We start from the raw sequence: 26,800 nt of genomic DNA, 5'->3' as shown, positions 1-26,800 counted from the left end.
TCCACAGACGAGCCCACCGACTTCTCGGGCCTGGACGAGCCGCAGCGCGTGTCCGGCGGAGAGGGCGAACTCGGCCACATGGACGAGCTACGCACCGACCCGATCAGCCTGTTCTGGCGGGTCCGACAGGAGTGCGGCGACCTGGGCGTGTTCCGGATCGCCGACCGCGACATCTGCCTGGCCTCGGGTGCCGCCGCGAACGAGGCGTTCTTCCGGGCGCCCGACGAGGCGCTGGACCAGGCGGCCGCCTACCCCTTCATGACCCCGGTGTTCGGTGAGGGCGTCGTCTTCGACGCCAGCCCCGAGCGCCGCTCGGAGATGCTCCACAACACCGCGCTGCGCGGTGACCACATGCGCCAGCACGCCGTCACCATCCCGCACGAGGTCCAGCGCATGGTGGCCGAGTGGGGCGACGAGGGCGAGATCGACCTGCTCGAGTGGTTCTCCGAACTCACCATCTACACCTCGTCGGCGTGCCTCATCGGCCCCAAGTTCCGCGAGCAGCTCGATTCCCGGTTCGCCCACCTGTACCACGACCTGGAACAGGGGACCGACCCCCACGCCTACATCGACGCCTACGCCGACATCCCCGCGTTCCGCAAGCGTGACGAGGCCCGCGCCGGGCTGGTCGAGCTCGTCTCCGCGATCATGGACGACCGCGTCGCCAACCCGCCCGCCGACAAGGAGGACCGGGACCTGCTCGACGTGCTGGTCTCGGTGAAGAACGACGACGGCACGCACCGGTTCACCCCGGACGAGGTCACCGGCATCTTCATCTCGATGATGTTCGCCGGGCACCACACGACCTCGGGGACGAGCGCCTGGATGCTCATCGAACTGCTCAAGCATCCCGAGTACCTCTCGCAGGTCGTGGCGGAACTCGACGAGGTGTACGCGGACGGGGCCGAGTACAGCTTCGGCGCACTGCGCCAGATGCCCAAGGTGGAGAACGCCCTCAAGGAGACGCTGCGGCTCCACCCGCCGCTCATCATCCTCATGCGCGTCGCCCAGGAGGACGTGCGGATCGGGGACTACGTCGTCCACGCCGGCCAGACCGTCGCCGCCTCGCCGGCGGTGTCCAACCGGCTGCCGGAGGACTTTCCCGACGCGGACGCGTTCGACCCGGACCGGTACGCGGAACCGCGGCAGGAGGACATCGTCAACCGCTGGACCTGGATCCCCTTCGGCGCCGGCAGGCACCGCTGCGTGGGCGCGGCGTTCGCCCAGCTGCAGATCAAGGCCATCTTCTCGGTCCTGTTGCGGGAGTTCGAGTTCGAGCTCGCCCAGCCGGCGGAGAGCTACCACAACGACCACTCGAAGATGGTCGTCCAGCTGGCCCAGCCGTGCACCGTCCGCTACCGGAGGAGGCGGCGCTGATGGGCGGGGAGTCGCCGATGCGGGTCGAGGTCGACTTCGACCTGTGCCAGGCCCACGCCGAGTGTCAGGCCGAGGCGCCCGAATGGTTCACGGTGCCCAAGGGGCCCGAGGCGAAGGTACGGGCCAAGCGGGGCCGGATACCCGACAGCCAACTCGAGGCCGTCAAGGCCGCCGTCAAGTACTGCCCGACACAGGCACTGCGCCTGGTCGACACCCCAGACCCCACGCAAGAGAGCCCCAGGAGTGAGTGACGTGACCCGATACGACCGCGCCGAGATCGCCGAGTTCGTGGAGCGCTGGATCGAGGCCAACGCGGAGTGCGAGCGGAACAAGGACTGGACGCCGCTGGCCGACTTCTACGCCGAGGACGCCACCTACGGGTGGAACTACGGCACCAAGGACGACTTCATGGCGGTCGGCCGGGACGAGATCCGCGACATCGCGCTCGGGCAGGAGATGGCCGGACTCGACGGCTGGGAGTACCCGTACATCCGCACGATCATCGACCCGGAGACCGGGGACGTGTTGTGCCTGTGGAAGCAGATCGCGCGCGACACGGTCGACCCCAAGACGGGCGAGCCGTACGAGGTCCACGGTCTGGGCGGATCGTGGTTCCTCTACAACGGGAACCAGCAGTGGGCGTGGCACCGCGACTTCTTCGACTTCGGCAACGTCGTCGACCTGTTCATGCGCATGTACGAGGCCGACGCACTCACCGATTCCATGAAGCAGCGGTTCGAGGCGGCCGGCGACAAGCCGGCGGGGTGGTACCGCATCGAGGACAGCCCGGCCCCGCTGTGGCCGGTCTCCTCCCCGGAGGAGGTCTGAGTCCCGTGAGCATCTCCCCGCCGCCCGATCCCCTGGACGCCCTCGACCACGCCACGCTCGCCCGGCTCCTGCCCGACCTGCTGCTCATCGGCCAGCTCATCGACCGGGCCGGCATGCCGGCCCTGCTCGGCGAGTTCGGCGTCGACGGCATGAGGGACGTGGCGATCGAGGAGTGGCAGGCCGCCAGTCCCCACTACGCCCGCCGCATGAAGGACGCACTGTCGATCACCGGCGACGGGGTCGCCGAGATCTTCAAGGGCTTCCAACTGGACGTCGGCGCCCCGCCGGAGTTCATGGACTTCCGGTACTCGGTGACCGACCACGACAACGGTGAGTTCTGGCTGGACCACTGCGGCGCCCTCATGGACGTCGAGCCGATGGGGGACCGGCTGGTCACCACCATGTGCCACGACATCGAGGACCCCACCTTTCCCGCCACCGCGCTGGCCACCAACCCGCTCGCGGTCGTCGAACCCATCCACCGCCCGCCCCGCGCCCCGGAGGGCCGCACCCCGCACTGCCACTGGCGGGTGCGGATCGACCCGGACGGCGAGCCGTTCCCGGTGCCCGGACCCGCGCTCGAGTCCGCGTCCAGCCGGATCATCGGCTTCCGGTTCGACCCCCCGGCGCCCCGGGACACCGCCGGCGAGGGCCCGCGCGACGACTACGCGGGACCACTGCTGACCGACCTGGTCTTCACCGAGTTCACCTCCGCCGCACTCATCCGGATCACCCGCGAGGTCTATCTCCAGATGCACCTGCTCGCCGTCGGTTTCCACCAGTCGGTGCGGCGTCGGTCGGACACCGAGACCGCCGACCGGCTCCTCGCCTATCAGGCCACCGGCATCGCCGGTGTCGCGGCGGGACGGATCCGCGAGGTCCTGGGCGTGGGCCCCGACACGCTCGGCCTCGCCACCGTGCTCGATCTGCACCCGATGGCGGGGCCGACCGCCTACACCGGCTACTCATCGGAGGTGTCCGCGGACGGTACCGAGCTGAAAGTCCGCTGGGACACCGCCGCCGACGGGTTCGCCGACGACACCTGGCTCCCGCTGCTCGCCCGCGACGGACTCCGGCCCCTCGCCGCCGCCGCGCAGGCCGTCGACCCGCACTGGACCGTGGAGCGAGTCCCGACGGACGGCTCGCACGTGGAGGCGGTCCTGCGGTTGGGCGACGAGCCGGCCACGGAGGGCGAGGAGGTCGCCGTCACCCGCATCAGCACCGGCGCGGCGTTCACCTTCGGACCCACCCGCACCCCGCTCCCCATCACCCCCGTCTGAACCGACCCCACCCGACGAGTCCGCTCCACCCGAGTAGCCCGCCCCGGAGGACCCCGCAATGGCACACACCCTGGCAGATCTCTTCGAGCACGCGGTCGACGCGTACGGACGCGACCGGCTCGCGGTGGTGGAGGACGACCGCCGGCTCACGTACGCGGACCTGGAGGCCGAGGCCAATCGGTGGGCGGACGGGCTGGCCTCCCGGGGGGTGGGTCCCGGCGATCACGTGGCGATCCACCTGCGCAACGGGGTGGACTGCATCGCGCTGTTCCTCGGCGTCCTCAAGCTCCGCGCCGTGGCCGTCAGCATCAACTACCGCTACGCGGGATCCGAGCTGGGGTACCTGTACGACTACTCCGACTCCTGCGCCCTGGTCTTCCATCGCGAGTTCACCCCGGCGGTGGCGGGTGCGGTCGGGGACGCGGAGCGGCTGCGTCACCTCATCGTGGTCGAGGACGGATCCGGGGCGGGGGAGCTGCCGTCCGGCACGCTCGACGCCCGGGAGCTCCTCGCCGCGGCCTCGCCGGACCGGGCACCGGCTGAACGCAGTGCGGACGACCTGTTCCTCGTCTTCACGGGCGGTACCACCGGCAAGCCGAAGGGCGTGATGTGGCGGCAGGAGGACCTGTGGCGCAGCCTCGGCGGCGGCAGTGATTACTACACCGGGGAGCCGGTGCCCGACGAGTACCACCAGTCCCGTGCCGGACTGGGCGGGGACCCCGCACGCTATCTCGTGCTGCTCCCGCTCATCCACACCTCCGGGCTCATGCCCTCGTTCACCGCGCTGTTCTCCGGGGGCACGTGCCACTACCTGCCGCACTTCCGGGCGGACGACGTGCTCGAGGAGATCGAGAGCGAGAAGATCCAGATCGTCGTCCTCGCCGGCGACGCCATGGTGCGGCCGATGCTCGAACGGATGCGCAACACCGGTGCCGACACCTCGAGCGTGTTCATGGTCAGCTCCGGTGCGGCCTTGTTCTCGCCGTCGGTCAAGGCCGAACTCTTCGAGCTACGCCCCGATCTCATGATCATGGACGCGTTCGGGTCGTCCGAGAGCGGCTTCGGCGGCCTGGGAGTCGTGACGAGGGCGAACGTCGACGACGGGTCCCTGTTCGCAGACCACGGCCCCCGCATCCCCCGGGGCAGCGGCCTGCAACTGGTGGACGACTTCGACGAGCCGCTGCCCGACGACTCCACCGAGATCGGCTGGATCGTCAAGGCCGGCTACCAGCCCAGTGGCTACTACAAGGACGCCGCCAAGTCGGCGGAGACGTTCCGCGAGATCGCCGGGACCCGGCGGGTCTTCACCGGCGATCGCGGCAGGTACGACGGCCCGGACACGATCATCATGCTCGGCCGGGGCAGCCAGGTGATCAACTCCGGTGGCGAGAAGATCTTCGCCGAGGAGGTCGAGTCGGCGCTCAAGGCCGCCGAGGGCGTGCAGGACGCCGTGGCGCTGGGCGTGCCCGACGAGCGGTTCGGCCACCGGGTCGGGGCGGTGCTCCAGTGGGATGACGGCCACACCGGGGATTTCGCAGCCCTGGAGGAGGCGCTGCGCGCGACCCTGGCAGGGTTCAAGATCCCGGTCGCGTTCTGGGTCGTCGACAAGGTGGAGCGGCACCCCAGCAGCAAGACGGACTACGGGTGGGCCAAGCGGACCCTCGCCGCCCGTGGACCAGACCACGACCGCCGGCAGTGACCGCGCTCCACCTGGGCGGGCGGGCGTACGCCGTCACCGGATCCTCTCGCGGGATCGGGGCCGCGGTGGCCGAGGACCTGGCGGCCCGCGGCGCCGACGTCGTGCTCAACGGCCGGGATCCACGGGCGCTGGCCGAGCACGTCGACGACCTCGCGGCACGGTCGACCGGCCGGATCCGCGGCGTCGCCGGGTCGGCGCACGAGCCCGCCGTCGCCGAGGAGCTGCTCGCCCGGGCGAGGGAGGGGGACTCGGTCGTGGGCGGGCTCATCACGTGCGCCGGGGTGCCCGAACCGGCGGGGTCGTCGATGCTCACGGTGTCCCACGCCGACTTCGCCGACCTCATCGACGCCCACCTGGGCACTGTGTTCGCCCCGTGTCGCGTCTTCGCGCCACACCTGGTGGAGGCGGGAACGGGTGCGATCGTCACCACGTCGTCGTTCGCCTGGAAGGGCGACTACGGCGGGACCGGCTACCCGGCCGGCAAGGGCGCCGTCACCTCACTCACCATGGCGATCGCGGCGGAACTGGCCGAGCACGGGGTCCGGGCGAACGTCGTGTGCCCCGGCGCGCGCACCCGTCTGTCCAGTGGGGGGGCCTACGAGGAGCAGATCCGGGACCTGGGGCGCCGGGGAATGCTCGACGAGCTGAGTGTGGCCGGGGCACTGGACCCGGCGGGCCCGGAGTACGTCGCACCCCTCTACACCTATCTCGTCTCCGACCTCTCCGCGGGGATCACCGGGGGAGTCTTCGCCGGATCGGGCGGCTTCGTCGGACGATTCCCCACGCCGGAGGCGCAGATCCTGGCGTACCGCGATTTCCACTCGCATGCGCCGTGGACGCCCGAGGAGATCGACGGCCTCCTCCGGACGTGAGCCGCCTCGGGACCCGCGTCGCGTGGCGGCCGCCCGCGGACCGCGCACCGGACGGGGACGACCACCTCGTCGTCGTCGCCCGTCCTCGCACGCCCCGGACGGCGTCCACCGTCAGCGCAGTGCGTCCTCGCGGAACTCACCGGGGAAGTCCACCGACGGACCGTTGTCGACCTCGCCGCGGCGCAGCTCCACCCGCCTGATCTTGCCGGAGATTGTCTTGGGCAGGTCGGTGAACTGCAGGCGCCGGACCCGCTTGTAGCCGGCCAGGTGGGTGCGCGAGTACTCGAAGATCTCGCGCGCCGTGGCCTCGGTGGGCTCCCAGCCGCCGGCCAGGACGACGAAGGCCTTGGGCACGCTCAGCCGCACCGGGTCAGGGGAGGGGACGACGGCGGCCTCGGCGACGGCCGGGTGCTCGAGCAGCACCGATTCCAGCTCGAACGGCGAGATCCGGTAGTCGGAGGACTTGAACACGTCGTCGGTGCGCCCGACGTAGGTGATGTAACCCTCCGCGTCCCGGGACCCCACGTCACCGGTGTGGTAGAAGCCGTCCGCGTAGGCGGCGTCGGTGCGCTCGGCATCACCGTGGTAACCGACCATCAGTCCCAGCGGGCGGGGATCGAGGCTCAGGCAGATCTCGCCCTCCGCGCCGTCGCCGGCGACCTCCTGCCCGGTGGCCGGGTCGACCAGCACCACGTCGAAGCCGGGGCACGGCCGGCCCATCGAGCCGTCCTTGATGGGCTGGCCCGGGGTGTTGGCGATCTGCACGGTGGTCTCGGTCTGGCCGAACCCGTCGCGGATCGTCACCCCCCACGCGTCCCGGACCCGGCCGATGACCTCGGGGTTGAGCGGCTCGCCCGCGCCCACCGCCAGGCGGGGCGGGACCTGCAGCTGGGTCAGGTCGGCCTGGATGAGCATCCGCCACACGGTCGGGGGGCAGCACAGGCTCGTCACGCCGCAGCGGTCCATCTCGCGCATCATCGCCGCGGCGTCGAAGCGCGAGTAGTTGTAGATGAACACGCACGACCCGGCGATCCACGGGGTGAAGACGTTCGACCAGGCGTGCTTGGCCCAGCCGGGGGAGGAGACGTTGAGGTGGACGTCGCCGGGCTGGAGGCCGATCCAGTACATGGTCGACAGGTGACCCGCCGGGTAGGAGGCGTGCGTGTGCTCGACGAGCTTGGGCTTGCTGGTGGTGCCGGAGGTGAAGTACAGGAGCAGGGTGTCGTCGGCGTGGGTGGTGTGGGTCGGTTCGAAGTCGGGGGAGGCGTCCATCGCTCCGGCCAGGTCGGTCCAGCCCTCCGGCGCGCCACCCCGCTCGTCCCCGCCGACCGAGATGCGCTGGTAGTCACCGGAGATGTCGGCGAAGCGCTCGGCCAGCTCGCCGCGCGCGATGACGTGCTTGATGCCGCCGCGCGCGATGCGGTCCCGCAGGTCGCCCTCGGCGAGCAGCGTGGTGGCCGGGATGACCACGGCACCGAGCTTGATCACCGCCAGCATGACGTCCCAGAGCTCGACCTGGTTGGCGAGCATGAGCAGGATGCGGTCACCGGGCTCGACCCCCCGCTCCCGCAACCAGTTGGCCGTGCGGTCGGATCGGATCCGCACCTCGTCGAACGAGTACTTGGCCTCCGTGGGTGCACCGCCGCCGTCGTTCTCCTCGACGATCCACAGGGCGGGGTCGTCGTTGCCCTCGGCCTGGACGTCGAACCAGTTCAGGGCCCAGTTCCACTCGTCGAGTTCGGGCCAGGCGAATCCGTCCCGCGCGGCGTCGTAGTCCAGCGCGTGTGCCTGGAGGAAGTCGCGGGCGGCGCGGAACCGGACGGTGGCCTCGGTGGGCAGCGGGGGCATGGATGCTCCTGTCGACGGAACGTATGAGTGAGTCAGCTCACAGTAAGGCTGCCGCGAGGGCTGGCGGTACACCCGAAAGGGGAGGGTCCGGGGTCGACCGGGGCCCGGCTATGGATTACTAGGAGTTGCAAGTATATGGTGATGGGCATCACGGGACAGGGGTGAGCGGGCGAGAACAGCGCGCCGCCCCACTGAGGAAGGGACGTTCATGTCGGATCTCAGGCAGGTCGAGCACTACATCAACGGCGCGCGCGTCGCGGCCACGGGCGGACGCACCCAGGAGGTGCTCAACCCCAGCACGGGTAAGGCGCAGGCGGTCGTGCCGCTGGCCACGACGGCCGAGGTCGACGACGTCATCGCCAAGGCCGCCGCCGCGCAGAAGGCGTGGGCCGCGCAGAACCCGCAGAAGCGGGCTCGAGTGCTCATGCGGTTCGTCGACCTGGTCAACCAGAACATGCAGGAGCTCGCGGAGCTGCTGGCGATCGAGCACGGCAAGACCACCCCGGACGCGAAGGGCGACATCCAGCGCGGCCTCGAGGTCATCGAGTTCGCGATCGGCATCCCGCACCTGCTCAAGGGCGAGTACACCGAGAACGCCGGCACCGGCGTGGACGTCTACTCCATGCGCCAGCCGCTCGGCGTCGTCGCCGGCATCACGCCGTTCAACTTCCCGGCCATGATCCCGCTGTGGAAGGCCGGCCCGGCCATCGCGTGCGGCAACGCGTTCGTCCTCAAGCCGTCCGAGCGCGACCCGTCGGTGCCGGTCCGCCTCGCGGAGCTCTTCACCGAGGCCGGTCTGCCGGACGGCATCTTCCAGGTGGTGCACGGCGACAAGGAGGCCGTGGACGCCATCCTGAACAACGACACGATCCAGGCGGTCGGCTTCGTCGGCTCGACCCCGATCGCGCAGTACATCTACGAGAACGCCGCGCGCACCGGGAAGCGCGCCCAGTGCTTCGGTGGCGCCAAGAACCACGCGATCATCATGCCGGACGCCGACATGGACCAGGTCGCGGATGCCCTGGTCGGGGCCGGTTTCGGTTCCGCCGGCGAGCGCTGCATGGCGATCTCGGTGGCCGTGCCGGTCGGTGAGGGCACCGCCGAGAAGCTGATCGAGAAGCTCCTGCCCAAGGTCAAGGAGCTCAAGGTCGGCCACAGCCACGATCCGCAGTCCGACTACGGCCCGCTGGTGACCCCGGAGTCCAAGGAGCGCGTGCTCGACTACATCTCCCAGGGTGCGGACGCGGGCGCGGACGTGCTCGTCGACGGCCGCGGCGTGGGCGCCTACACCGACTCCTTCAACGGCGAGGACATCTCGGGCGGCTACTACGTGGGGCCGACCCTGCTGGACAAGGTCACCACCGACATGAGCGTCTACACCGACGAGATCTTCGGCCCGGTCCTCACCATCGTCCACGCCAAGGACTTCGAGGAGGCCCTCGCGCTGCCCAGCGACCACGAGTACGGCAACGGCGTGGCCATCTTCACCCGCGACGGTGACGCGGCCCGCGAGTTCGTCTCCCGCGTCGAGGTGGGCATGGTCGGCGTGAACGTCCCGATCCCGGTGCCGATCGCCTACCACACGTTCGGCGGCTGGAAGAAGTCCGGCTTCGGGGACCTCAACCAGCACGGCCCGGAGTCGATCAAGTTCTACTCCAAGGTCAAGACGGTCACGCAGCGGTGGCCCTCGGGGATCAAGGACGGGGCCGACTTCAACATCCCCACGATGGACTGACCGGCTCGCCCCAGGAGAGGAACACCCATGTTCACCCTTGATGACGACGACAAGGTCATCGTCGACGCCGCACGCGACTTCTCGGACAAGCGGGTCGGGCCCATGGCGCAAGAGTGGGACGAGACCCACCACTTCCCCAAGGACGTCCTGCGCGAGGCCGCCGGGATGGGCATGGGCGCGATCTATGTCTCGGAGGACGTCGGGGGCAGCGGCATGCGTCGCCTGGACGGCGTCCGCATCTTCGAGCAGCTCGCGCGCGGGTGCCCGTCGGTGGCGGCGTACCTGTCGATCCACAACATGTGCGTGTGGATGGTCGACGAGTTCGGCACCGACGAGCAGCGGCGCGAGTGGATCCCGCGGCTGGCGTCGATGGAGCTGTTCGCCAGCTACTGCCTGACCGAGCCTGGCGCGGGCTCGGATGCGGCGGCGCTGCGGACGAAGGCGGTCCGGGACGGCGACCACTATGTGCTCACCGGCACCAAGCAGTTCATCTCCGGCGGCGGCCAGTCGGACGTCTACCTGGTGATGGCGCGGACCGGGGACGCCGGGGCCAAGGGCATCTCGGCGTTCCTGGTCCCGGCCGACTCGGACGGGCTGAGCTTCGGCCCCGACGAGCGGAAGATGGGCTGGAACGCCCAGCCGACGGCGCAGGTGATCATGGAAGGCGTCCGGGTTCCGGCCGCGAACCTCATCGGCGGCGCGGACTCCGGCGGGGAGGGGCTCGGCTTCACCATCGCGATGCGCGGACTCAACGGTGGGCGCATCAACATCGCCGCCTGCTCGCTGGGTGGAGCCCAGGAGGCGTACTCGCGGGCCGTGGCCCACGTGCGGGACCGCGAGGCGTTCGGGGGTGCGCTCATCGACGAGCCGACCATCCGGTTCACCCTGGCCGAGCTGGCCACCGAGCTGGAGGCCAGTCGGCTCCTGCTGTGGCGCGCCGCCGCCGCGTTGGATGCCAAGGAGCCGGACCACGTCGAGCTGTGTGCCATGGCGAAGCTGTTCGTCACCGACCGCTGCTTCGACATCGCCGACCGGTCGCTGCAGCTGTTCGGCGGCTACGGGTATCTATCCGAATACGGAATCGAGAAGATCGTGCGGGATCTGCGGGTGCACCGCATCCTTGAGGGCACGAACGAGATCATGCGCGTCGTCGTCGGCAGGGCCGTCGCCGCGCGCGGACTGGGAGCGTAGGAATGACCAACGAACTGCCGACCGTCGCTTTCCTCGGCCTGGGCAACATGGGAGGTCCCATGGCTGCCAACCTGGTCGGCGCCGGCCACGAGGTTCGCGGTTTCGACCCGGTCGCCGCGGCGCAGGAAGCCGCGCGTTCGGCCGGTGTGACCGTGTGCGGGACGCCGGCCGAGGCGGTCCGTGGTGCCGCGGTCGTCATCACGATGCTCCCCAACGGCGCGCTGGTCACCTCGACCTACGACGACGTCCTGGGTGAGGCGGAGGCTGGAACGCTGTTCATCGACTCGTCCACCATCTCGGTCGACGACGCCCGGGCGGTGCACGCCAAGGCCGTCGAGGCGGGGATGCTCCAGGTGGACGCCCCGGTCTCGGGCGGGGTGAAGGGCGCGACCGCGGGGACGCTGGCGTTCATGGTGGGCGGGGAGGACGAGGCCTTCGCCGCGGCGCAGCCGGTGCTCGAGCCCATGGCGGGCAAGGTCATCCACTGCGGCGCCGCGGGGGCCGGCCAGGCCGCCAAGGTCTGCAACAACATGGTGCTGGCCGTCCACCAGATCGCGATCGGCGAGGCGTTCGTGCTCGCGGAGCGGCTGGGGCTCGAGCACCAGGCCCTGTACGACGTCGTCACCGGGGCGACCGGCAACAGCTGGGCCCTTCACACCAACTGCCCCGTGCCCGGCCCGGTGCCCACCTCCCCGGCGAACAACGACTTCACGCCCGGCTTCGCCACGGCCCTGATGAACAAGGATCTGGGACTGGCCCTGGCCGCGCTGGAGAGCACCGGTACGGTCGCGCCGCTCGGTGCGGCGGCCGCGGCCCTGTACGACGAGTTCGCGCAGGACAACGGTGGCAAGGACTTCAGCGCCATCATCACCAGCATCCGCGATTCCGCGCGGAGCTGACCGTCTCCACTCTCGGGAGCTGACCATGACCACCCTTCGACCCAGTGATTCGGACGCCGTCCTCGGAGCCTTGCGCCGCGCGCGGCAGGAGTCCGCGCTGCCGATCGTGTTCGCGGGGCAGGCCGACGGCGAGACGGCGAAGCTCACCCGCTTCATCGGCGCCCGCACGAACTCCATGCAGGGTCTGGCCGTGGCCAAGGGGCGCGGGCTCGGTGGGCACGTCATGGCGTCGGGGCGTCCCGCCACGGTCCGCGACTACGAGGAGTGCTCGGCCATCACCCGCGACTACGCCGATGCGGTGGAGCAGGAGGGTCTGCGGGCCATCATCTCGGTGCCGGTGATGGTCTCCGGCGTCGCGCGGACGATCCTCTACGGGTCGGCCCGGGTGGCCACGCAGCTCGGCGACCACGTCGTCAAGACGTTCAACTCGGTCGCCTCGGACCTGGCCGCCGAGTTCCAGGTCAGGGACGAGGTCGACCGCCGGCTGCGGATGGCGGACCTCGCCGCCGCGGAACACTCCGTCGGCTTCGAGGCCGCGGACCGCGAGCAGCTGCGGGTCCTCCACGGAGAGCTGCGGGCGATCGCTGCGGAGCTGGGCGACCCGGCCCTGCGCGATCGTCTCCTGGCCGCCGGGTCCGCTCTCGCCGGCGTGGGACGGGCGCCCGACGCCGGGGACATCCCGGTACCCGCGAAGTCGGTGCTCTCGCCGCGCGAGATCGACGTGCTGGCCCAGGTCGCGCTCGGCTGCTCGAACGCCGAGGTGGGGGCGCGGTTGTCGCTGTCGCCGGAGACCATCAAGGCGTACCTTCGCAACATCGGCACCAAGCTCGGCACGCGGTCGCGGATGGAGTCCGTGGCGCGCGCCCGGCTCCTCGGCGTGCTGCCCTGAGTCGACCCGACCGCCCCGCGTCGCGAAGAGCGTTCCGCACACATCGCCCGAGGGCAGTGTGCGGAACGCTCTTCTCGTCGCGCGCCGACGCGCTGGCTAGGGCGGTTCTACGGCGCCGCGGTCTCCCGGTCCTGCCACGCGACCCGCACGCCCGTCGCGGGACGGGTGAGCATCCTCGTCCACGGGAAGGTGAGATCGTCGGGATCCCGACTGATGCGCACCTCCGGACGGCACAGCGCGGCCACCGCGGCGGACAGGGCGGCCACCGCGAGCTTCTCGCCGGGGCAACGGTGTCCGGTGCGGACACCCGCCCCGCCCTGCGGGACGAACGCCTCGAGCTTCTCGGCGTCTGCGACCCCCATGAACCTCTCGGGGTCGAACGTCGAGGCGTCGTCCCAGTGGTTGGGATCGGTGTCGGTGCCGAGGAGATCCAACAGCACCCGTTCGCCCCTGTGCACCGGGCATCCGTGCACCTCGAAATCCGAGGTGGCCATCGCCGGCAGCATCGGCACGAACGGGTAGACCCGCCGGACCTCCTGGGCGAACGCGACGGCTTCCGGGATGTCGGAGAGTCGACACGCGGCCGACGAGGCCTCCCGGATCCGTGCGGCCCACCCGGGATTCTCCGTCAGTGCCACTGCCGCGAACGCGGCGAATCGCGCCACCGCCACCGTCGGGCGGGTGAGGTTCTGCAGTTCCACGGCGGCGGCCCGGTCGTCGACTGCAGCGCCGTCGGGTCCCGCAGATTGGCCATGGCCGCCCGGACCGACTCGGGTTCCGCGCGCAGTCCGCCGGCCCGCACCGCGGATCAGGCCGGTGGCCCAGGTGTCCAACCGGACGCGTTCGACCTCGCCGACCGGATTGGTCGCGATGCGGCCGAACGAGTCGAGCAGCCTGTTCATCTGGCGGGCCCGGCGATCGGTTTCCGACGGAGTGAGCGGTGGGTCCGCCCGGCGGAATGCCGTCCGACCGAACGCCGTGGTGGTGCCGCCGTACACCGTGCCGGCACCGCTGCGCGCCCAGTCGCCGAGCATCCCCTCGAGCTCGTCGGCGACGAGTTCGGGGAACTGTGCGGCGCGCTCGTCGTCGTAAGCCATGTCGGCCAGCGCGTTCCTGCGCACCTCGTGCGCGCACCCGTCGAGTCCGTGGACCGCGCCGGGCCGAAAAGGGGAACCGGATGAACCCGGGCATGGCGCCGTCGCGCTCCACCTTGTCGGCGTCGTAGAAGCTCCGTACGCCCTCCACGCCCCGCAACAGAACGGCGCTGCGTCCCATGAGCCGCAGTCGGACAGGGGCCTGCGAATCGGGGGAGACCCCCGCGCGCTGCCGCACCCGCGAGGCGAAGAGGTATCCGGACCGGAGGAAGTCGAGGGACTGGTCGCTGATCACTCGTGGGGTGGGTCGAGGCATCGGGCGCGCTCCGTCGGACTCGTGGTCGGCGTCTCGCCCGTCACCCCAGGGGCACCCGCAGCGTTGCGCAGTCGGTCCGGCGGTGCCGGGTTCGCCCGGCCGTGACGTGATCCAGATCACCGACCATCCACTTTCGGGTGTATCGGGTGTGGCCCCAGTCACATACTTTTTCCTCAATCGACGTTGATGCGTCGGCGATCACCCGCCTCGCCGGAGGTCCGATACCCGGCGAACCCGACAAGACTGGAGTTTGTCTTGACGCAGTCCATGAACACCTCACCGGGGAACGCGGCACCGCGGTCCTCCGCGGTGCCACCGGTCAAGCCGAAGACCTCGCTGAAGAAGGTCGCCGCGGCGTCCTCGATCGGCACCACGATCGAGTGGTACGACTTCTTCATCTACGGCACCGCCGCCGCGCTCGTCTTCCCGACCCTGTTCTTCCCGGGCCAGGACCCCGCCGCCGCGACGTTGTCCTCGTTCGCGACGTTCGCCGTCGCGTTCTTCGCGCGCCCCGTGGGCGCCGCCATCTTCGGCCACTTCGGTGACCGGATCGGCCGCAAGCGCACCCTGGTCTGGACGCTGATCATCATGGGCGTCGCGACCGTGTTCATCGGTCTGCTGCCCGGCTACGAGACCGGCGCGTTCGGTGTCTTCGAGGACGGCATCGGGATCTTGGCGCCGACGATGCTCGTCCTGTGCCGCTTCTTCCAGGGTTTCGCTGTCGGTGGCGAGTGGGCCGGAGCGACACTGCTCACTGCGGAGTACGCCCCCGAGGGCAAGCGCGGGATGATGGGTATGTGGCCGCAGCTGGGCGTGGCCTTCGCGTTCTTCCTGTCCTCGGGAACGTTCCTGCTGTTCTCCCTCATCGCCGGTTCCGGCGCAGACGTCGACAGCCCGTTCATGCAGTACGGCTGGCGCATCCCGTTCCTGCTATCCGCCGTGCTGGTCCTGATCGGTCTGTGGATCCGCATCTCGGTCGAGGAGACCCCGGTCTTCCGTCAGAACCAGGAGCGCGACGCCAGGGAGGCGGCCGCGACGCTGGCCGCGGACAAGGCCGCGAACAGGGCCTCGGCCCCCAAGACGCTGCCGTTCGCGGACGCACTCCGCTACCAGTGGAAGGAGATCCTCATAGCGGGTGGCGCGCTCACCTCGCTGTTCTCCCTCTTCTACATGGGCACCTCGTTCCTCACGAGCTACGCCACCGGGACCCTCGGACACTCGCGCCCGTTCGTCCTCGCCATGGGCATGATCGCGGCCCTCGTCTTCGGTGCCGCCATCGCGGTGTCCTCGCTGTTCTCGGACCGCATCGGTCGACGGAAGGTCATCGGGACCTCGGTCGGGCTGGCGGTGCTCTGGACCATGTTCATCTTCCCGATCCTCGACACCGGTTCGGCCTTCGCGTTCGGGCTGGTCCTGTTCGTCACGCTGATCATCTTCGGTATCGCCTACGGCCCAGCCGGTGCGCTGCTCCCCGAGCTGTTCATGTCCCGCTACCGCTACACCGGCGCCGGCCTCGGCTACAACCTGGCGGGCATCCTCGGTGGTGCGCTGCCGCCACTGGCCGCCGCCAAGATGATCGGTGACGGGAACACGCTCGGCGTCGGCATCATGCTGTGCGCTCTGTCCGTGATGTCCTTCATCTGCATCCTGCTCATGAAGGAGTCGAGCAAGAACGTCATGCACGCCGATACCGAGGACATCGCCAGGACCGACGCCTTCGCCTCCGAGGTACCGTGACCCGATCCTGACGCCCTCGCGTCACCCACCGCCACACGGCGGTACCCCACGAACAGCCGCGCCCGGCCCCACCCGAGAGGGGGCCGGGCGCGGTGTCGTGTCCGGGGCCCGGCGATCGCCCCGGGCACGCCGACCGGCAAAGGCGGGGGAGGGTCGCCCGGCCGGGCCGGGTCGGTCAGAAGTCGCCGGCGGACCGGCGCAGCGAGGCGATGGCCTCGATGAGCGCCACTTGCTCGCTCTCGTCCATCCCCGGGTCGGCGAACACGCCGGAGTTCAGCGCCGCGGTCGCCTCGGCCACCACCTTTCTGCCCTCGGCCGTGATCTCCACGAGGGTCGTTCGCCCGTCCGTCGGATGCGGCCGTCGCTCCACGAGGCCCGCGTCAAGGAGGCGCTTCATGGCGCTGGTGACGCTGGTGACGTGCACCTGGAGGCGCTCCGAGGCCTTGGTGATGGGCAGCGCCCCGGAGCGGGAAAAGGCCAGCAGTCGGAGGAGTTCGTAGCGGGGGAACGACAGGTTCCACGGACGCAGGGTGTCCTCGACCCGGGCCAGGAGAATCTGGTGCGCCCGCATCACGGAGGTCACCACCGTCATCCCCTGGGCGGCATCCGCCCAGCCCTCTCGCTCCCAGTTGGCGCGGGCCTGGTCGATGCGATCGGGGATCGGGGCGGTCCTGGGGGGCAAGGCTCACTCCTGGATTGCACGACGGGCGGGGGGGCGATCAGGCGAGTCTATCCGCAGGGGCGCCGCGCGACCGGCAGACCTGGGAAGACGAGACGTACCGAGTGGGGGTGGTCACGTCCTGGCGAAAATGGGATCACCCGACACCGGCGATAGGCTCCCCGTATGAGCACCTCCGTCCAGCAGCGGGGCGCCGCGTACGACCCCTCACGCATCCGCCATCCCCATTTCCGGGGACTGGTCACCGACGCAGCCTCCGCGGTGGAGCGGATCGCCGACGGCGACACGGTGGCGATCAGCGGGTTCGCCAGCGCGGGCACCCCGAAAGCGTTCGCCCCTGCGCTCGCGGACCGGATCCGCGCCGTCCGGGCGGCCGGTGGTGACTTCAGTGTCAACCTGCTCACCGGCGCGTCGGTGGCGAACGAGGCCGAGGCGATGCTCGCCGAGGTCGACGGCATCGCGCTGCGGATGCCGTACCAGAGCGAGCCCACCGCCCGCGGCAAGATCAACTCGGGCGAGATGGACTACGTGGACGTCCACCTCTCTCACGTGGCCCAGCAGGTGTGGCAGGGCCATTACGGCGACGTGGACGTCGCGGTGGTGGAGGTCGCGGCCATCACGGAGGACGGCGGACTCGTCCCGGCGATGTCGGTGGGTAACAGCAAGACGTGGCTCGACGTGGCCGACAAGGTGATCCTCGAGGTGAACTCCTGGATCCCGGAGGGCGTCGAGGGCATCCACGACGTCTACTACGGCACGGCGCTCCCGCCGCATCGCAGGCCGATCCTGCTCTCGCGGGCCGACGACCGGATCGGTCAGCCCCTGCTCGAGGTGGACCCGGCCAAGGTCATCGCGGTGGTGCCCACCGATCAGCGGGACTCCGCCAGCGCTCTGACCAAGCCCGACGAGGTGAGCAACGCGATCGCGGGCCACGTGCTGGAGTTCTTCCACCACGAGGTCGCGTCCGGTCGGATGCCCGCGGGGAGCCTCCTCCCGTTGCAGGCCGGGATCGGCAATGTGGCCAACGCCGTCCTGGCCGGGCTGGCGGCGGGGTCGTTCTCGGACCTGAGCTGCTACTCCGAGGTCATCCAGGACTCGATGCTCCAGCTCATCCGGGAGGGCACGGTCGCCCACGCCTCGGCCACCGCGCTGGCGTTGTCCGCGGACGGACTGACGGAACTGGTGGACAACTTCGACCTCTACCGCGACCACATCACGCTGCGGCCGCAGGAGATCAGCAACCACCCGGAGATCGTCCGGCGACTGGGGATAGTCGGGATGAACGGCATGCTCGAGGCGGACGTCTACGGCAACGTCAACTCCACCCATGTGGGCGGGACCCGCATCATGAACGGCATCGGCGGGTCCGGCGATTTCACCCGCAACGGGTACGTGTCGATGTTCCTCAGCCCGTCAACGGCCAAGGACGGGGCGGTCTCGGCGATCGTGCCGATGGTCCCGCACGTCGACCACACCGAGCACGACGTCCAGGTGATCGTCACCGAGCACGGCCTCGCCGACCTGCGCGCATTGAGCCCACGCAAGAGGTCGCGTCTCATCGTGGACCGGTGCGCGGACCCCGTCTTCCGACCACTTCTGCACGACTACCTTGATCGGGCCGAGGCCCGTCCGGGTGCCGGCAACACGCCGCATATCCTCGAGGACGCCTTCTCGTTCCACACGCGCCTCGCTGCCACGGGGAGCATGCTGGGGTAGGCGTCCGCCCCAGATCGACTAGGAGTCCGAGGATCGATGACGAGCACCCAGAGCCCCCTGCGCATAGGTAACGTCTCGGCGTCGCGGGCAGACCGTGCCACGGCGACGGCCGAGTTCCTCGCGGCCGCGGCGCTGGACGTGCTCGCGCTCGACATGCTCTCCGACGAGGCGATGCTCGATCTGGCCGAGCAGCGGTCCGCGGGCGGACCGGGTTACGAACGGGCGGCGCTGGTCCAGATCGGCGAGTGTCTCGGGCAGCTCGGCGCCGGGGGCGTGCGGATCGTCACCAACGCGGGCGCACTGGACCCCGAGGGCCTCGCCGCCGAATTGCGGTCCGTCGCCCGGGACGCGGGTCTGGACCTGGCAGTGGCCTGCGTCGATGCCGGTGACGTGACGGACCGGACGACCGAACTCGGTCTCGGTGGGGCCGATGTCGCGACGGTGCGTCACGGGGCGTTCGGCATCTCCCGGGCGTTGGCGGCCGGCGCCGTCGTCGTCGTCACCGGGCGCGTCAGTCGCGAGGCCCTCGTCGCCGGCGCCGCGGCGGCCCACCACGGCTGGACGCCGTCCGCCCTGGACTCCCTCGCCGGATCGGTCGCGGTGGGGCACGTGCTCTCCGGTGGCCCCGGCGCGACGGGGGTCGTCGACTCCACGACCGATGTCACCCGCACCACCGATCCGGTCACCGGGGGTTACCCCATCGCGGAGATCGCCGACGACGGGTGCGCGGTCGTCACGCGCCATCCCTCGGCCTTCGGGTCGGTCACCGTCGGGACCGTCACCGATCAGCTCCTCGACGGCGTCGCCGGGGCGCGGTACGCGGCGCCCGACGTGGTGCTGCGGCTCGACTCCCTCAGGCTTGCGCAGGAGGGCACCGACCGGGTCCGGATCAGCGGTGCCCGTGGTGAACCGGCCCCGCCGGTCGTCGCGGTGGTCGCCATGACCCGGGGTTCCGGGGACGACCGGCGCCCCGCGCGGGTGGCGCGCCCGCTGGCACAGGGGGAGTCGGGGCACTCCGTCGTCATGCCCGACGGCACGCGCGTCGTGGTCCCGGTCCCCCCGGAGACCGCGCCCATCGGCCCGGGGGAGTTGCCGACCCCGTGGACGCCGGGCACCGTCCCGGGCGGGGAACCCGTCACGGCGGTCCTGGGTTCGGTGGCGAGCGTGCGGCGTGGGGTGGTCGGCCGCGGGGTCAACATCGCGGTGTGGACGTGGGACGACTCGGCGTTCGCCTGGCTGGCCGCCGAACTCACCGACGAGCGGTTCCGGGAGCTCATCCCGGGCCTGGAGGGCATGGACACCCGGCGTTACCTCCTCCCCAACCTCCGGGCTGTCAACCTCGTCGCCCGTCCGCCGCGGGGCGAGGTCCTGCGGCCCGGGCTCGGCGCGGACCTCGCCGCGGCCCGCCTGGAGATCCCCGGAGAGCTGCTCGAGGTGGGCCCCTGACCCCGCCCTGTCATTGCGCCGCCCGCAGCTCGGCCTTTCGGATCTTCCCGGTCGCCGTGCGGGGGATGGAGTCGACCACCACGACGTCGCGCGGCCGGTGCGAGGGGGAGAGCCGCTCCGCGCCGAACTCCATGACCGAGCCCTTGAGATCGTCCTCGGCCGGTGCGCCCTCGGCGGGCACCACGACTGCGACCACGAGCTCGCCCCACTTGGGGTCCGGGCGCCCGACGCAGGCGACCTCGGCGACGTGCGGGTGGTCCATGAGGACCCGCTCCACGTGCATCGAGGAGACGTTCTCGCCGCCGGACTTGACGATGTCCTTGACGCGGTCGGCGAACCACACGACCCCCTCCCGGTCGATACGCCCCAGATCGCCGGAGTGCAGGCGGCCGCCCACGAACGCCGCGGCGTTGGCCTCGGGGTTGTTCCAGTAGCCCTCCATCACCGTCGGTCCGCGGTAGACGATCTCGCCTTCCTGGCCGACGGGCATGAGCTCGGCACCGCCCGGTTCGCTGATCCGGTTCTCCGCGATCGGGGTGGGGTAACCCCAGGAGTCGGACTTGTCCGGATTGAGCTCGGGCCACTGCATCACGGTGGCCGGGGTGCACTCGCTCATCCCCGAGGCCAGCGCCATCCTGGCGTCCGGGAGCGCGGACTCCAGGCGTCTGCGCATCTCCTCGGACATCGGGGCCATGGCGTAGAGCAGGAACCGGATCGAGGACAGGTCGAGGCCGCGGTCCCTGCCGTCGGCGAGGGCCTCCAGCATGAGAGGCAGGCCGACCAGGTGGGTGGCGTGGACCCGGGCGACCGTGTCGGCGTATTGGACCGGGTCGAAGCCCGGCAGGAGGTGGACGGTCGCGCCCATGGTGACGGCGGACAACAGGACCCCGTTGAGGCCGGCGGTGTGGAAGAGGGGGAGCGGGCAGACCGTGACCGAGGCCTCGGCTCCCCAGTTGAGGCCGAAGACGGCCCCGTTGCCGAGCGCGGCCATGGTCACCGCGAGGTGCGAGGTGAGGACGCCCTTGGGGCGTGAGGTGGTCCCGGAAGAGTAGAGGCACTGCACGACCTGGCGGTCGCCGATCACCGTGTCGGGATTGGTGTCGTCGTCGGCCAGGAGGTCGTCCCACCCGATCAGCGCGGGACCGTCGGCGGGGGCCTCCAGGCCGTCGGGCACGCCTCCGACGACGACGACGGTGCGGATCGCGGGAATGGCGGTGACCGCTCCCATCACCAATTCCGCGAGTGAACCGTGGACCACGAGGATGCGGGTCCCCGAGTCGGTCAGGGCGTGCTCGATGTTGTCCAACCCGGACAGGAGGTTGATGGGCAGCGAGACCATCCCCGCCTTGGCCGTCCCGAAGTAGGTGGCGACGAACTCGCGGCAGTTCATCGACAGGAGCGCGACCGGTTCCTCCGCCTCGATCCCGTGCGCGGTCAACCCGTGGGCGAACCGGTTGGACACGGCCTCGAGCTCGAGATACGTCCACGATCCCGCGTCGTCCGTGAGGGCGGTCCGGCCCGCGAACGTGGCCGCCGCCCGGGTGGGGAGGTCACCCACCGAGCAGCGGCGGGCCAGGGCGTGGTCGACGGGGTCGATCCCGGTCAGATCTAGTCGCACGGTGTCTCCGTAAGGGGTCGGGGCCTCCCGCATCAGAAGTGACGGGGATCACCACGGCAAAGACTTCCAGGGGTGGCGGACAAAAGCAAGCAAGCACGCTTGCTTTATTCGTGGGGAGGTGGGATCGTTCTCGCCATGACCAAGCCCCAGCCCTCCGAGACGGAGGATCCGCACGCGGCCCTCGCCGCACTCAACGCCCGGGTGGACGAGCTCGTCGAGACCGTCGGGGCCGATCGCTGGAACACCGATACCCCGGCCGAGGGCTGGGACGTCGCGATGCAGATCGCCCACCTGGCCTGGACCGACGAGGTCTCCGTCACCGCCATCCGCGACGCGGAAGCCTTCCAGGCCGTGGTGGACAAGGCCTCGTCAGACCCCACAGGCTTCGTCGACGCCGGCGCGGCCGAGATCGCCGCCACCGGTCGCGACGAGGTCCTCGCGCGCTGGCGCCTCGCCCGGGGCGAACTCGCCGACGCGCTCAAGGCCGCCGACCCGGGGGAGAAGATCCCGTGGTTCGGCCCGCCCATGCGGTCCAAGTCCATGACCACCGCCCGGATCATGGAGACCTGGGCGCACGGCGTGGACGTCGCGGACGCCCTGGGCGTGGGCGTCGACACCGACCCGGCTTTCCTCGGCGCCCTCCCGCACGTCGCCCGTCTGGGCTGGAAGACCCGCGCGTTCGCCTACATGATGAACGGGCTGGAGGCACCCGCCTCCGAGGTCCACGTCGCCCTCACACAGGCCGACGGCACCGTCCTCGAGTTCGGCCCCGCCGACGCCGAGCAGCGGGTCACGGGCCCGATCCTCGACTTCTGTCTGCTGGTCACCCAGCGTGTGCACCTCGACGACACCGCTCTGGAGGCGGACGGCGAGGACGCGCTGGGATGGCTCCGCATCGCCCAGGCGTTCGCCGGACTCCCCGGCAGCGGCCGTGAGAAGGGAGCACGAGCATGACCTCGTCCACGTCCACGCCGTCCACCCCCGGACCGTCCACCCCCGCGCCACTGCGCGTCGGCAACATGTCCGGGTTCTACGGCGACCGCATCTCCGCGATGCGCGAGATGCTCTCCGGCGGCGAACTCGACGTCCTCACCGGTGACTACCTGGCCGAGCTGACCATGCTCATCCTCGGCCGCGACCGGATGAAGAGCGCCGAGCTCGGTTACGCCAAGACCTTCCTGCGCCAGCTCGAGGACTGCCTCGCTCTGGCACTCGAGAAGAACGTCAAGATCGTGGCCAACGCGGGTGGGGTCAACCCGGCCGCGCTGGCCGACGCCATCCGCCAACTCGCGGATCGGCAGGGGCTGCCGGCGAAGGTCGCCCACGTCGAGGGCGACGACCTCATCGCCCGGATCGGGGAGCTCGACGTCCCAGAGGACGCCGGGTTCCCGGTCACGGCCAACGCCTACCTGGGCGCCTTCGGCATCGCACGGTGCCTCGACGCGGGGGCCGACATCGTGGTCACCGGCCGCGTCACGGACGCGTCCGTGATCGTCGGCCCGGCGATCAGTCACTTCGGTTGGGGACGCGACGACCTGGACGCACTCGCCGGCGCCACCGCCGCGGGCCACGTCATCGAGTGCGGCACGCAGGCCACCGGCGGAAACTACGCCTTCTTCAACCGCGGCGAGATCGCCGACCCGGTGAAGCCCGGCTTCCCGATCGCCGAGATCGCCGCCGACGGCACCTCCGTCATCACCAAGCATGCGGGAACCGGGGGCGCGGTCACCGTCGGCACCGTCACCTCGCAGCTGCTCTACGAGGTGACCGGCGCGCGCTACGGCGGACCCGACGTCGTCACCCGACTCGACACCGCCGTGCTCGAGCAGGAGGGTGCCGACCGCGTCCGGATCTCCGGCGTCGTGGGCGAGACGGCACCGCCCACCACCAAGGTGTCCGTCACCTGCCTCGGCGGCTTCCGCAACGAGATCACGTTCCTGCTCACGGGCTTGGACATCGAGGACAAGGCGGCCCTGGTCGAGCGCCAGCTCCTGGCCGGGCTCGAGCGCGAGCCGGCGCAGCTGGACTTCCGCCTGCACCGCACCGACCACCCCGACGCCGACACCCAGGCCGCCGCGACCGCGCTGATGACCATCGTCGCCTGGGACCCGGACTCCGACGTGGTCGGTCGAGCGTTCTCCGATGCCGCGGTCGCCATGACCTTGTCCAGCTATCCGGGCGCCACCCCCAGCGCGCCGCCCGGCCGCGGGGGACCGTACGGCGTGTACATCCCCGCCTACCTGGACCAAAACGAGGTGCCGCACATCGCGGTCCTGCCCGACGGGACCCGGGTCGACATCGACCCCCCCGCCAGGACGGAGGAGATGGGCGACGGCCACGCCTCCGACGGACTGGACGCCGACGGCAACCCGCTCGTTTCCGCAGTGCCGGTGACGGGGTCGACCCGCCGGCGCCCGCTGGGCGACGTCCTCGGGGCCCGCTCCGGCGACAAGGGCGGCACCGCCAACATCGGACTGTGGGCCGGTGACGCCGAGGCCTACGCCTGGATGCGAGACACCCTCACCGTCGACGAGCTGAGACGCCTCCTGCCCGAGGCCGCGGAGTTGCCGATCGAGCGCTATGAGCTGCCGAAGCTGGGCGCGGTCAACTTCGTCATCGACGGACTGCTCGGCAAGGGCGTGGCGCACGGTTACCGCTGGGACCCGCAGGCCAAGGGCCTGGCGGAGTGGCTCCGCTCCCGGGTCGTCGACATCCCCGACCACATCAACGCCCCCGTGACCGCCGCACCGGCCCAAGCGAAGGAGAACGAGTGACCATCCCACGCCGTACCGTCCCCGCCGTCCCACCCCATGTGCCAGGCGACCCCTGGTACTCCGAGGAGCGTCTCGCGCTGCGCGAGGCCACGACCCGCTTCGCCGAGCGGGAGATCCTGCCCCACCTCGACGAGTGGGAGGCCGCGGGCTCGATCCCGCGCGAGCTCCACCGCAAGGCAGGCGAGCTGGGACTGCTCGGGGTCTCGTTCCCCGAGGAGGTCGGCGGCGGTGGCGGCGACGCGATCGATTCGATGATCGTGTGCGAGGCGCTGCACGAGGCCGGAGTGTCCGGCGGCGTGTTCGCGTCACTCTTCACCTGCGGCATCGCGATCCCGCACCTGGCCCAGTCCGGCACCCCGGAACAGATCGAGCGCTGGGTCAAGCCCACCCTCGCCGGCGAGATGATCGGCTCCCTGGCCATCACCGAACCCGGTGGCGGATCGGACGTCGGCCACCTCACCACCACGGCCCGGCGGGACGGCGATCACTACGTCGTCAACGGTGCCAAGACGTACATCACCTCCGCGACGCGCGCCGACTTCGTCGTCGCCGCCGTCCGTACCGGCGGCGAGGAGCTCAAGGGCGCCGCCGGTGTGAGCCTGCTCGTCATCCCCACGGACACCCCGGGCTTCCACATCTCGGCGCCGCTCGACAAGCTCGGCTGGCGCGCCTCCGACACCGCCGAGCTGACGTTCACCGACTGTCGGGTGCCGGTGGAGAACCTCGTCGGCGCGGAGAACGACGGCTTCGCGCAGATCGGGATCGGCTTCGTCGGCGAGCGCGCCGCGCTGGCCGCCCAGGGATACTCCCAGGCACAGCGCTGCCTCGATCTCACGCTGGACTGGGTCCGCGAGCGGGAGACCTTCGGACGCCCGCTGCTGTCCCGGCAGGGCGTGCAGAACACGGTCACCGAGATGGCCCGTCGGATCGATCTCGCCCGCACCTACACGCACCACTGTGTGAACCTGGCGGTGTCGGGGCAGGACGCCATCGCCGAGGTCTGCTTCGCCAAGAACACCGCCGTCGAGTGCGCCGAATGGGTCGCCAACCAGGCGGTGCAGCTGTTCGGAGGACTCGGCTTCATGTCGGAGTCCGAGGTCAGCCGCCAGTACCGCGATGTCCGGCTCCTGGGCATCGGGGGCGGCACGACCGAGATCCTGACCACCCTCGCCGGACGACGTTTGGGGTTCACGGCATGACAATCCTCCGTTCCACACTGGACACCACCAGCGCCGAGTTCGGTGCCGCGAGGCAGGCCATGGAGGGCAAGCTCGACCAGCTCGCCACGGATCTCGAGCCGGCACTGTCCGGCGGTGGCGAGCGCAAGGTCGCCCGCCACCGCGAGCGCGGCAAGTTCACCGCCCGCGAGCGGATCGACATGATCCTCGACCCGGAGTCCCCGTTCCTGGAGTTGTGCGCGCTCGCCGCGTGGGGCTCCGACTTCCAGACCGGTGCCTCCGTGGTGGCCGGGATCGGTGTGGTCGAGGGCGTCGAGTGCCTGCTCATCGCCAACGATCCGACGGTCAAGGGCGGCACCTCCAACCCGTGGACGCTGCGCAAGGTCCTCCGTCTCAACGACGTGGCCATGAAGAACCGGATCCCGGTCATCAGCCTCGTGGAGTCCGGTGGCGCCGACCTGCCCACGCAGAAGGAGGTGTTCGTCCCCGGCGGCGCGCTCTTCCGCGACCTGACCCGCCTGTCCAAGGCCGGCATCCCCACCATCGCCGTGGTCTACGGAAACTCCACCGCCGGTGGCGCGTACGTGCCCGGCATGAGCGATCACGTCGTCATGATCGAGGAACGTTCCAAGGTCTTCCTCGCCGGCCCGCCGCTGGTCAAGGCCGCCACCGGTGAGATCGCCGACGAGGAGACCCTCGGTGGCGCCGACATGCACGCCCGAGTCTCCGGCCTGGCCGACCACCTGGCGGTGGACGAGGCCGACGCTGCCCGCTTGACCCGGGGTATCGTCCGCCGTCTCAACTGGACCAAGGCCGGGCGCGCCCCGCGTGCCCAGGTCGCGGAGCCGCTGTACGGCACCGACGAGCTGCTCGGGATCGTCCCGGAGGACCTCAGGATCCCGTTCGACCCGCGCGAGATCATCGCCCGGATCGTCGACGGCTCGGTCTTCGACGAGTTCAAGCCGCTGTACGGCGCGAGTCTCGTCACCGGTTGGGCCGAGCTCCACGGTTACCCGGTCGGGATCATCGCCAACGCGCGCGGCGTGCTGTTCAGCGAGGAGGCCCAGAAGGCAACCCAGTTCATCGAGCTGGCCAATCGATACGACACACCCCTGCTGTTCATGCACAACACCACCGGCTACATGGTCGGGTCGGAGTACGAGCGCGGCGGCATCATCAAGCACGGCGCGATGATGATCAACGCGGTCTCCAACTCCGAGGTCCCGCACCTGTCGCTCATCACGGCCGCCTCCTACGGTGCCGGCCACTACGGCATGTGTGGCCGCGCGTTCGACCCCCGGTTCCTCTACACCTGGCCCAGCGCCAAGTCCGCCGTCATGGGTGGGCAGCAGCTCGCCGACGTGGTCACCTCCGTCGCCGCGGCCGCCAGCGCCGCCCGCGGTCAGGAGATGGACCAGGAGACCATCGACGGACTCAAGACTGCGATCGCCGACCAGATCGAGAAGGAGTCCCTGCCCGCCTTCCTGTCGGGGATGCTCTACGACGACGGCGTCATCGACCCCCGCGACACCCGGACGGTGCTGGGCCTCAGCCTGTCCGCGATCCACTCCGGAGAAGTCGCCGGAACCGACCGCTTCGGCGTCTTCCGGATGTGAGGAACGAA

At 70.5% G+C, this 26,800-nt stretch carries 21 protein-coding genes; 17 read left to right on the top strand and 4 right to left on the bottom strand.

The window, feature by feature from the left end:
• Window positions 1-78: 78 nt before the first annotated feature.
• From OVA21_RS11105 to OVA21_RS11075, 6 genes are read left to right on the top strand one after another with little or no spacing between them, the layout of a single operon-like run.
• The gene (locus OVA21_RS11105) at window positions 79-1,377 is read left to right on the top strand and encodes a cytochrome P450 (RefSeq protein WP_096907521.1); all 1,299 of its coding nucleotides are present in this window, start codon (window positions 79-81) and stop codon (window positions 1,375-1,377) included.
• Complete coding sequence (locus OVA21_RS11100; RefSeq protein WP_371606999.1) at window positions 1,377-1,628, top strand: ferredoxin; 252 nt, start codon at window positions 1,377-1,379, stop codon at window positions 1,626-1,628. Before OVA21_RS11105 ends, OVA21_RS11100 begins: the two co-directional genes overlap by 1 nt.
• 1 nt (window position 1,629) lies before the next feature.
• Window positions 1,630-2,205 carry a hypothetical protein gene (locus OVA21_RS11095; RefSeq protein ID WP_096907051.1) on the top strand — a complete coding sequence of 192 codons (576 nt, stop codon included), beginning with the start codon at window positions 1,630-1,632 and terminating at the stop codon, window positions 2,203-2,205.
• Window positions 2,206-2,210: 5 nt separating this feature from the next.
• Window positions 2,211-3,485 (top strand): hypothetical protein, encoded by a 1,275-nt coding sequence (locus tag OVA21_RS11085; RefSeq protein ID WP_096907052.1) that lies wholly within the window; start codon window positions 2,211-2,213, stop codon window positions 3,483-3,485.
• A 58-nt stretch (window positions 3,486-3,543) separates the two neighbouring features.
• Window positions 3,544-5,184 carry an AMP-binding protein gene (locus OVA21_RS11080; RefSeq protein WP_096907053.1) on the top strand — a complete coding sequence of 547 codons (1,641 nt, stop codon included), beginning with the start codon at window positions 3,544-3,546 and terminating at the stop codon, window positions 5,182-5,184.
• Window positions 5,181-6,056 carry an SDR family NAD(P)-dependent oxidoreductase gene (locus OVA21_RS11075; RefSeq protein WP_268092420.1) on the top strand — a complete coding sequence of 292 codons (876 nt, stop codon included), beginning with the start codon at window positions 5,181-5,183 and terminating at the stop codon, window positions 6,054-6,056. Before OVA21_RS11080 ends, OVA21_RS11075 begins: the two co-directional genes overlap by 4 nt.
• Window positions 6,057-6,167: 111 nt before the next feature.
• On the opposite strand, the gene OVA21_RS11070 is transcribed toward OVA21_RS11075, so the two are convergent.
• Window positions 6,168-7,904: an AMP-binding protein gene (locus tag OVA21_RS11070; RefSeq protein WP_268092419.1), complete on the bottom strand. Its 1,737-nt coding sequence runs from the start codon at window positions 7,902-7,904 to the stop codon at window positions 6,168-6,170.
• A 208-nt stretch (window positions 7,905-8,112) separates the two neighbouring features.
• Here OVA21_RS11070 and OVA21_RS11065 point away from each other — a divergent pair, with 208 nt between their 5' ends.
• From OVA21_RS11065 to OVA21_RS11050, 4 genes are read left to right on the top strand one after another with little or no spacing between them, the layout of a single operon-like run.
• Window positions 8,113-9,639 carry a CoA-acylating methylmalonate-semialdehyde dehydrogenase gene (locus OVA21_RS11065; RefSeq protein ID WP_268092418.1) on the top strand — a complete coding sequence of 509 codons (1,527 nt, stop codon included), beginning with the start codon at window positions 8,113-8,115 and terminating at the stop codon, window positions 9,637-9,639.
• A gap of 27 nt (window positions 9,640-9,666) precedes the next feature.
• Window positions 9,667-10,830, top strand: a complete 1,164-nt coding sequence (locus tag OVA21_RS11060) for an acyl-CoA dehydrogenase family protein (protein ID WP_268092417.1) — start codon at window positions 9,667-9,669, stop codon at window positions 10,828-10,830.
• Window positions 10,831-10,844: 14 nt separating this feature from the next.
• The gene (gene mmsB, locus OVA21_RS11055) at window positions 10,845-11,729 is read left to right on the top strand and encodes a 3-hydroxyisobutyrate dehydrogenase (RefSeq protein ID WP_120284398.1); all 885 of its coding nucleotides are present in this window, start codon (window positions 10,845-10,847) and stop codon (window positions 11,727-11,729) included.
• Between the two features lie 25 nt (window positions 11,730-11,754).
• Entirely contained in the window at window positions 11,755-12,618 is an 864-nt protein-coding gene (locus OVA21_RS11050) for a LuxR C-terminal-related transcriptional regulator (protein WP_132063006.1), read from the top strand.
• A gap of 107 nt (window positions 12,619-12,725) precedes the next feature.
• On the opposite strand, the gene OVA21_RS11045 is transcribed toward OVA21_RS11050, so the two are convergent.
• Window positions 12,726-13,739, bottom strand: coding sequence for a cytochrome P450 (locus OVA21_RS11045; protein WP_268092416.1), 1,014 nt, complete (start codon window positions 13,737-13,739; stop codon window positions 12,726-12,728).
• A 556-nt stretch (window positions 13,740-14,295) separates the two neighbouring features.
• Here OVA21_RS11045 and OVA21_RS11040 point away from each other — a divergent pair.
• Window positions 14,296-15,765 (top strand): MFS transporter, encoded by a 1,470-nt coding sequence (locus OVA21_RS11040; RefSeq protein WP_096907058.1) that lies wholly within the window; start codon window positions 14,296-14,298, stop codon window positions 15,763-15,765.
• Between the two features lie 175 nt (window positions 15,766-15,940).
• On the opposite strand, the gene OVA21_RS11035 is transcribed toward OVA21_RS11040, so the two are convergent.
• Entirely contained in the window at window positions 15,941-16,447 is a 507-nt protein-coding gene (locus tag OVA21_RS11035; protein WP_268092415.1) for a MarR family winged helix-turn-helix transcriptional regulator, read from the bottom strand.
• A 162-nt stretch (window positions 16,448-16,609) separates the two neighbouring features.
• On the opposite strand from OVA21_RS11035, the gene OVA21_RS11030 reads away from it, so the two are divergent.
• Together OVA21_RS11030 and OVA21_RS11025 are read left to right on the top strand one after the other, a co-directional pair.
• Window positions 16,610-18,160: a succinate CoA transferase gene (locus OVA21_RS11030; RefSeq protein ID WP_268092414.1), complete on the top strand. Its 1,551-nt coding sequence runs from the start codon at window positions 16,610-16,612 to the stop codon at window positions 18,158-18,160.
• A 36-nt stretch (window positions 18,161-18,196) separates the two neighbouring features.
• Entirely contained in the window at window positions 18,197-19,606 is a 1,410-nt protein-coding gene (locus tag OVA21_RS11025) for an acyclic terpene utilization AtuA family protein (RefSeq protein ID WP_268092413.1), read from the top strand.
• A gap of 10 nt (window positions 19,607-19,616) precedes the next feature.
• On the opposite strand, the gene OVA21_RS11020 is transcribed toward OVA21_RS11025, so the two are convergent.
• The gene (locus OVA21_RS11020; protein WP_268092412.1) at window positions 19,617-21,224 is read right to left on the bottom strand and encodes a class I adenylate-forming enzyme family protein; all 1,608 of its coding nucleotides are present in this window, start codon (window positions 21,222-21,224) and stop codon (window positions 19,617-19,619) included.
• A gap of 135 nt (window positions 21,225-21,359) precedes the next feature.
• Here OVA21_RS11020 and OVA21_RS11015 point away from each other — a divergent pair, with 135 nt between their 5' ends.
• The 4 genes from OVA21_RS11015 to OVA21_RS11000 are packed head-to-tail and all read left to right on the top strand — an operon-like array spanning window position 21,360 to window position 26,792.
• Entirely contained in the window at window positions 21,360-22,178 is an 819-nt protein-coding gene (locus OVA21_RS11015; RefSeq protein WP_067716716.1) for a TIGR03084 family metal-binding protein, read from the top strand.
• On the top strand, window positions 22,175-23,998 hold the full coding sequence (locus tag OVA21_RS11010; protein WP_067716712.1) for an acyclic terpene utilization AtuA family protein: 1,824 nt from the start codon (window positions 22,175-22,177) through the stop codon (window positions 23,996-23,998). Before OVA21_RS11015 ends, OVA21_RS11010 begins: the two co-directional genes overlap by 4 nt.
• A complete protein-coding gene (locus OVA21_RS11005) occupies window positions 23,995-25,197 on the top strand; it encodes an acyl-CoA dehydrogenase family protein (protein WP_082923930.1) in 1,203 nt (400 codons plus the stop codon). The genes OVA21_RS11010 and OVA21_RS11005 overlap by 4 nt, the downstream gene beginning before the upstream one ends.
• Complete coding sequence (locus OVA21_RS11000; RefSeq protein ID WP_067716709.1) at window positions 25,194-26,792, top strand: acyl-CoA carboxylase subunit beta; 1,599 nt, start codon at window positions 25,194-25,196, stop codon at window positions 26,790-26,792. Before OVA21_RS11005 ends, OVA21_RS11000 begins: the two co-directional genes overlap by 4 nt.
• Window positions 26,793-26,800 lie beyond the last annotated feature (8 nt).

It is taken from the genome of Dietzia sp. SL131, assembly GCF_026672565.1.
Taxonomy (GTDB): Bacteria; Actinomycetota; Actinomycetes; order Mycobacteriales; family Mycobacteriaceae; genus Dietzia; species Dietzia kunjamensis.
The sequence above is the reverse complement of the archived record's forward strand: the minus strand, read 5'-3'. Positions and strand labels throughout refer to the sequence as shown.

Excerpts from the sequence above, each read along its gene's own strand:
- OVA21_RS11015 (WP_067716716.1), top strand. The coding sequence starts at position 21,360 with ATGACCAAGCCCCAGCCCTCCGAGACGGAGGATCCGCACGCGGCCCTC.
- OVA21_RS11060 (WP_268092417.1), top strand. The coding sequence starts at position 9,667 with ATGTTCACCCTTGATGACGACGACAAGGTCATCGTCGACGCCGCACGC.
- OVA21_RS11040 (WP_096907058.1), top strand. The coding sequence starts at position 14,296 with ATGAACACCTCACCGGGGAACGCGGCACCGCGGTCCTCCGCGGTGCCA.
- OVA21_RS11080 (WP_096907053.1), top strand. The coding sequence starts at position 3,544 with ATGGCACACACCCTGGCAGATCTCTTCGAGCACGCGGTCGACGCGTAC.
- OVA21_RS11000 (WP_067716709.1), top strand. The coding sequence starts at position 25,194 with ATGACAATCCTCCGTTCCACACTGGACACCACCAGCGCCGAGTTCGGT.
- OVA21_RS11010 (WP_067716712.1), top strand. The coding sequence starts at position 22,175 with ATGACCTCGTCCACGTCCACGCCGTCCACCCCCGGACCGTCCACCCCC.
- OVA21_RS11050 (WP_132063006.1), top strand. The coding sequence starts at position 11,755 with ATGACCACCCTTCGACCCAGTGATTCGGACGCCGTCCTCGGAGCCTTG.
- OVA21_RS11070 (WP_268092419.1), bottom strand. The coding sequence starts at position 7,904 with ATGCCCCCGCTGCCCACCGAGGCCACCGTCCGGTTCCGCGCCGCCCGC.
- OVA21_RS11030 (WP_268092414.1), top strand. The coding sequence starts at position 16,610 with ATGAGCACCTCCGTCCAGCAGCGGGGCGCCGCGTACGACCCCTCACGC.
- OVA21_RS11100 (WP_371606999.1), top strand. The coding sequence starts at position 1,377 with ATGGGCGGGGAGTCGCCGATGCGGGTCGAGGTCGACTTCGACCTGTGC.
- OVA21_RS11065 (WP_268092418.1), top strand. The coding sequence starts at position 8,113 with ATGTCGGATCTCAGGCAGGTCGAGCACTACATCAACGGCGCGCGCGTC.
- OVA21_RS11105 (WP_096907521.1), top strand. The coding sequence starts at position 79 with ATGGACGAGCTACGCACCGACCCGATCAGCCTGTTCTGGCGGGTCCGA.
- OVA21_RS11025 (WP_268092413.1), top strand. The coding sequence starts at position 18,197 with ATGACGAGCACCCAGAGCCCCCTGCGCATAGGTAACGTCTCGGCGTCG.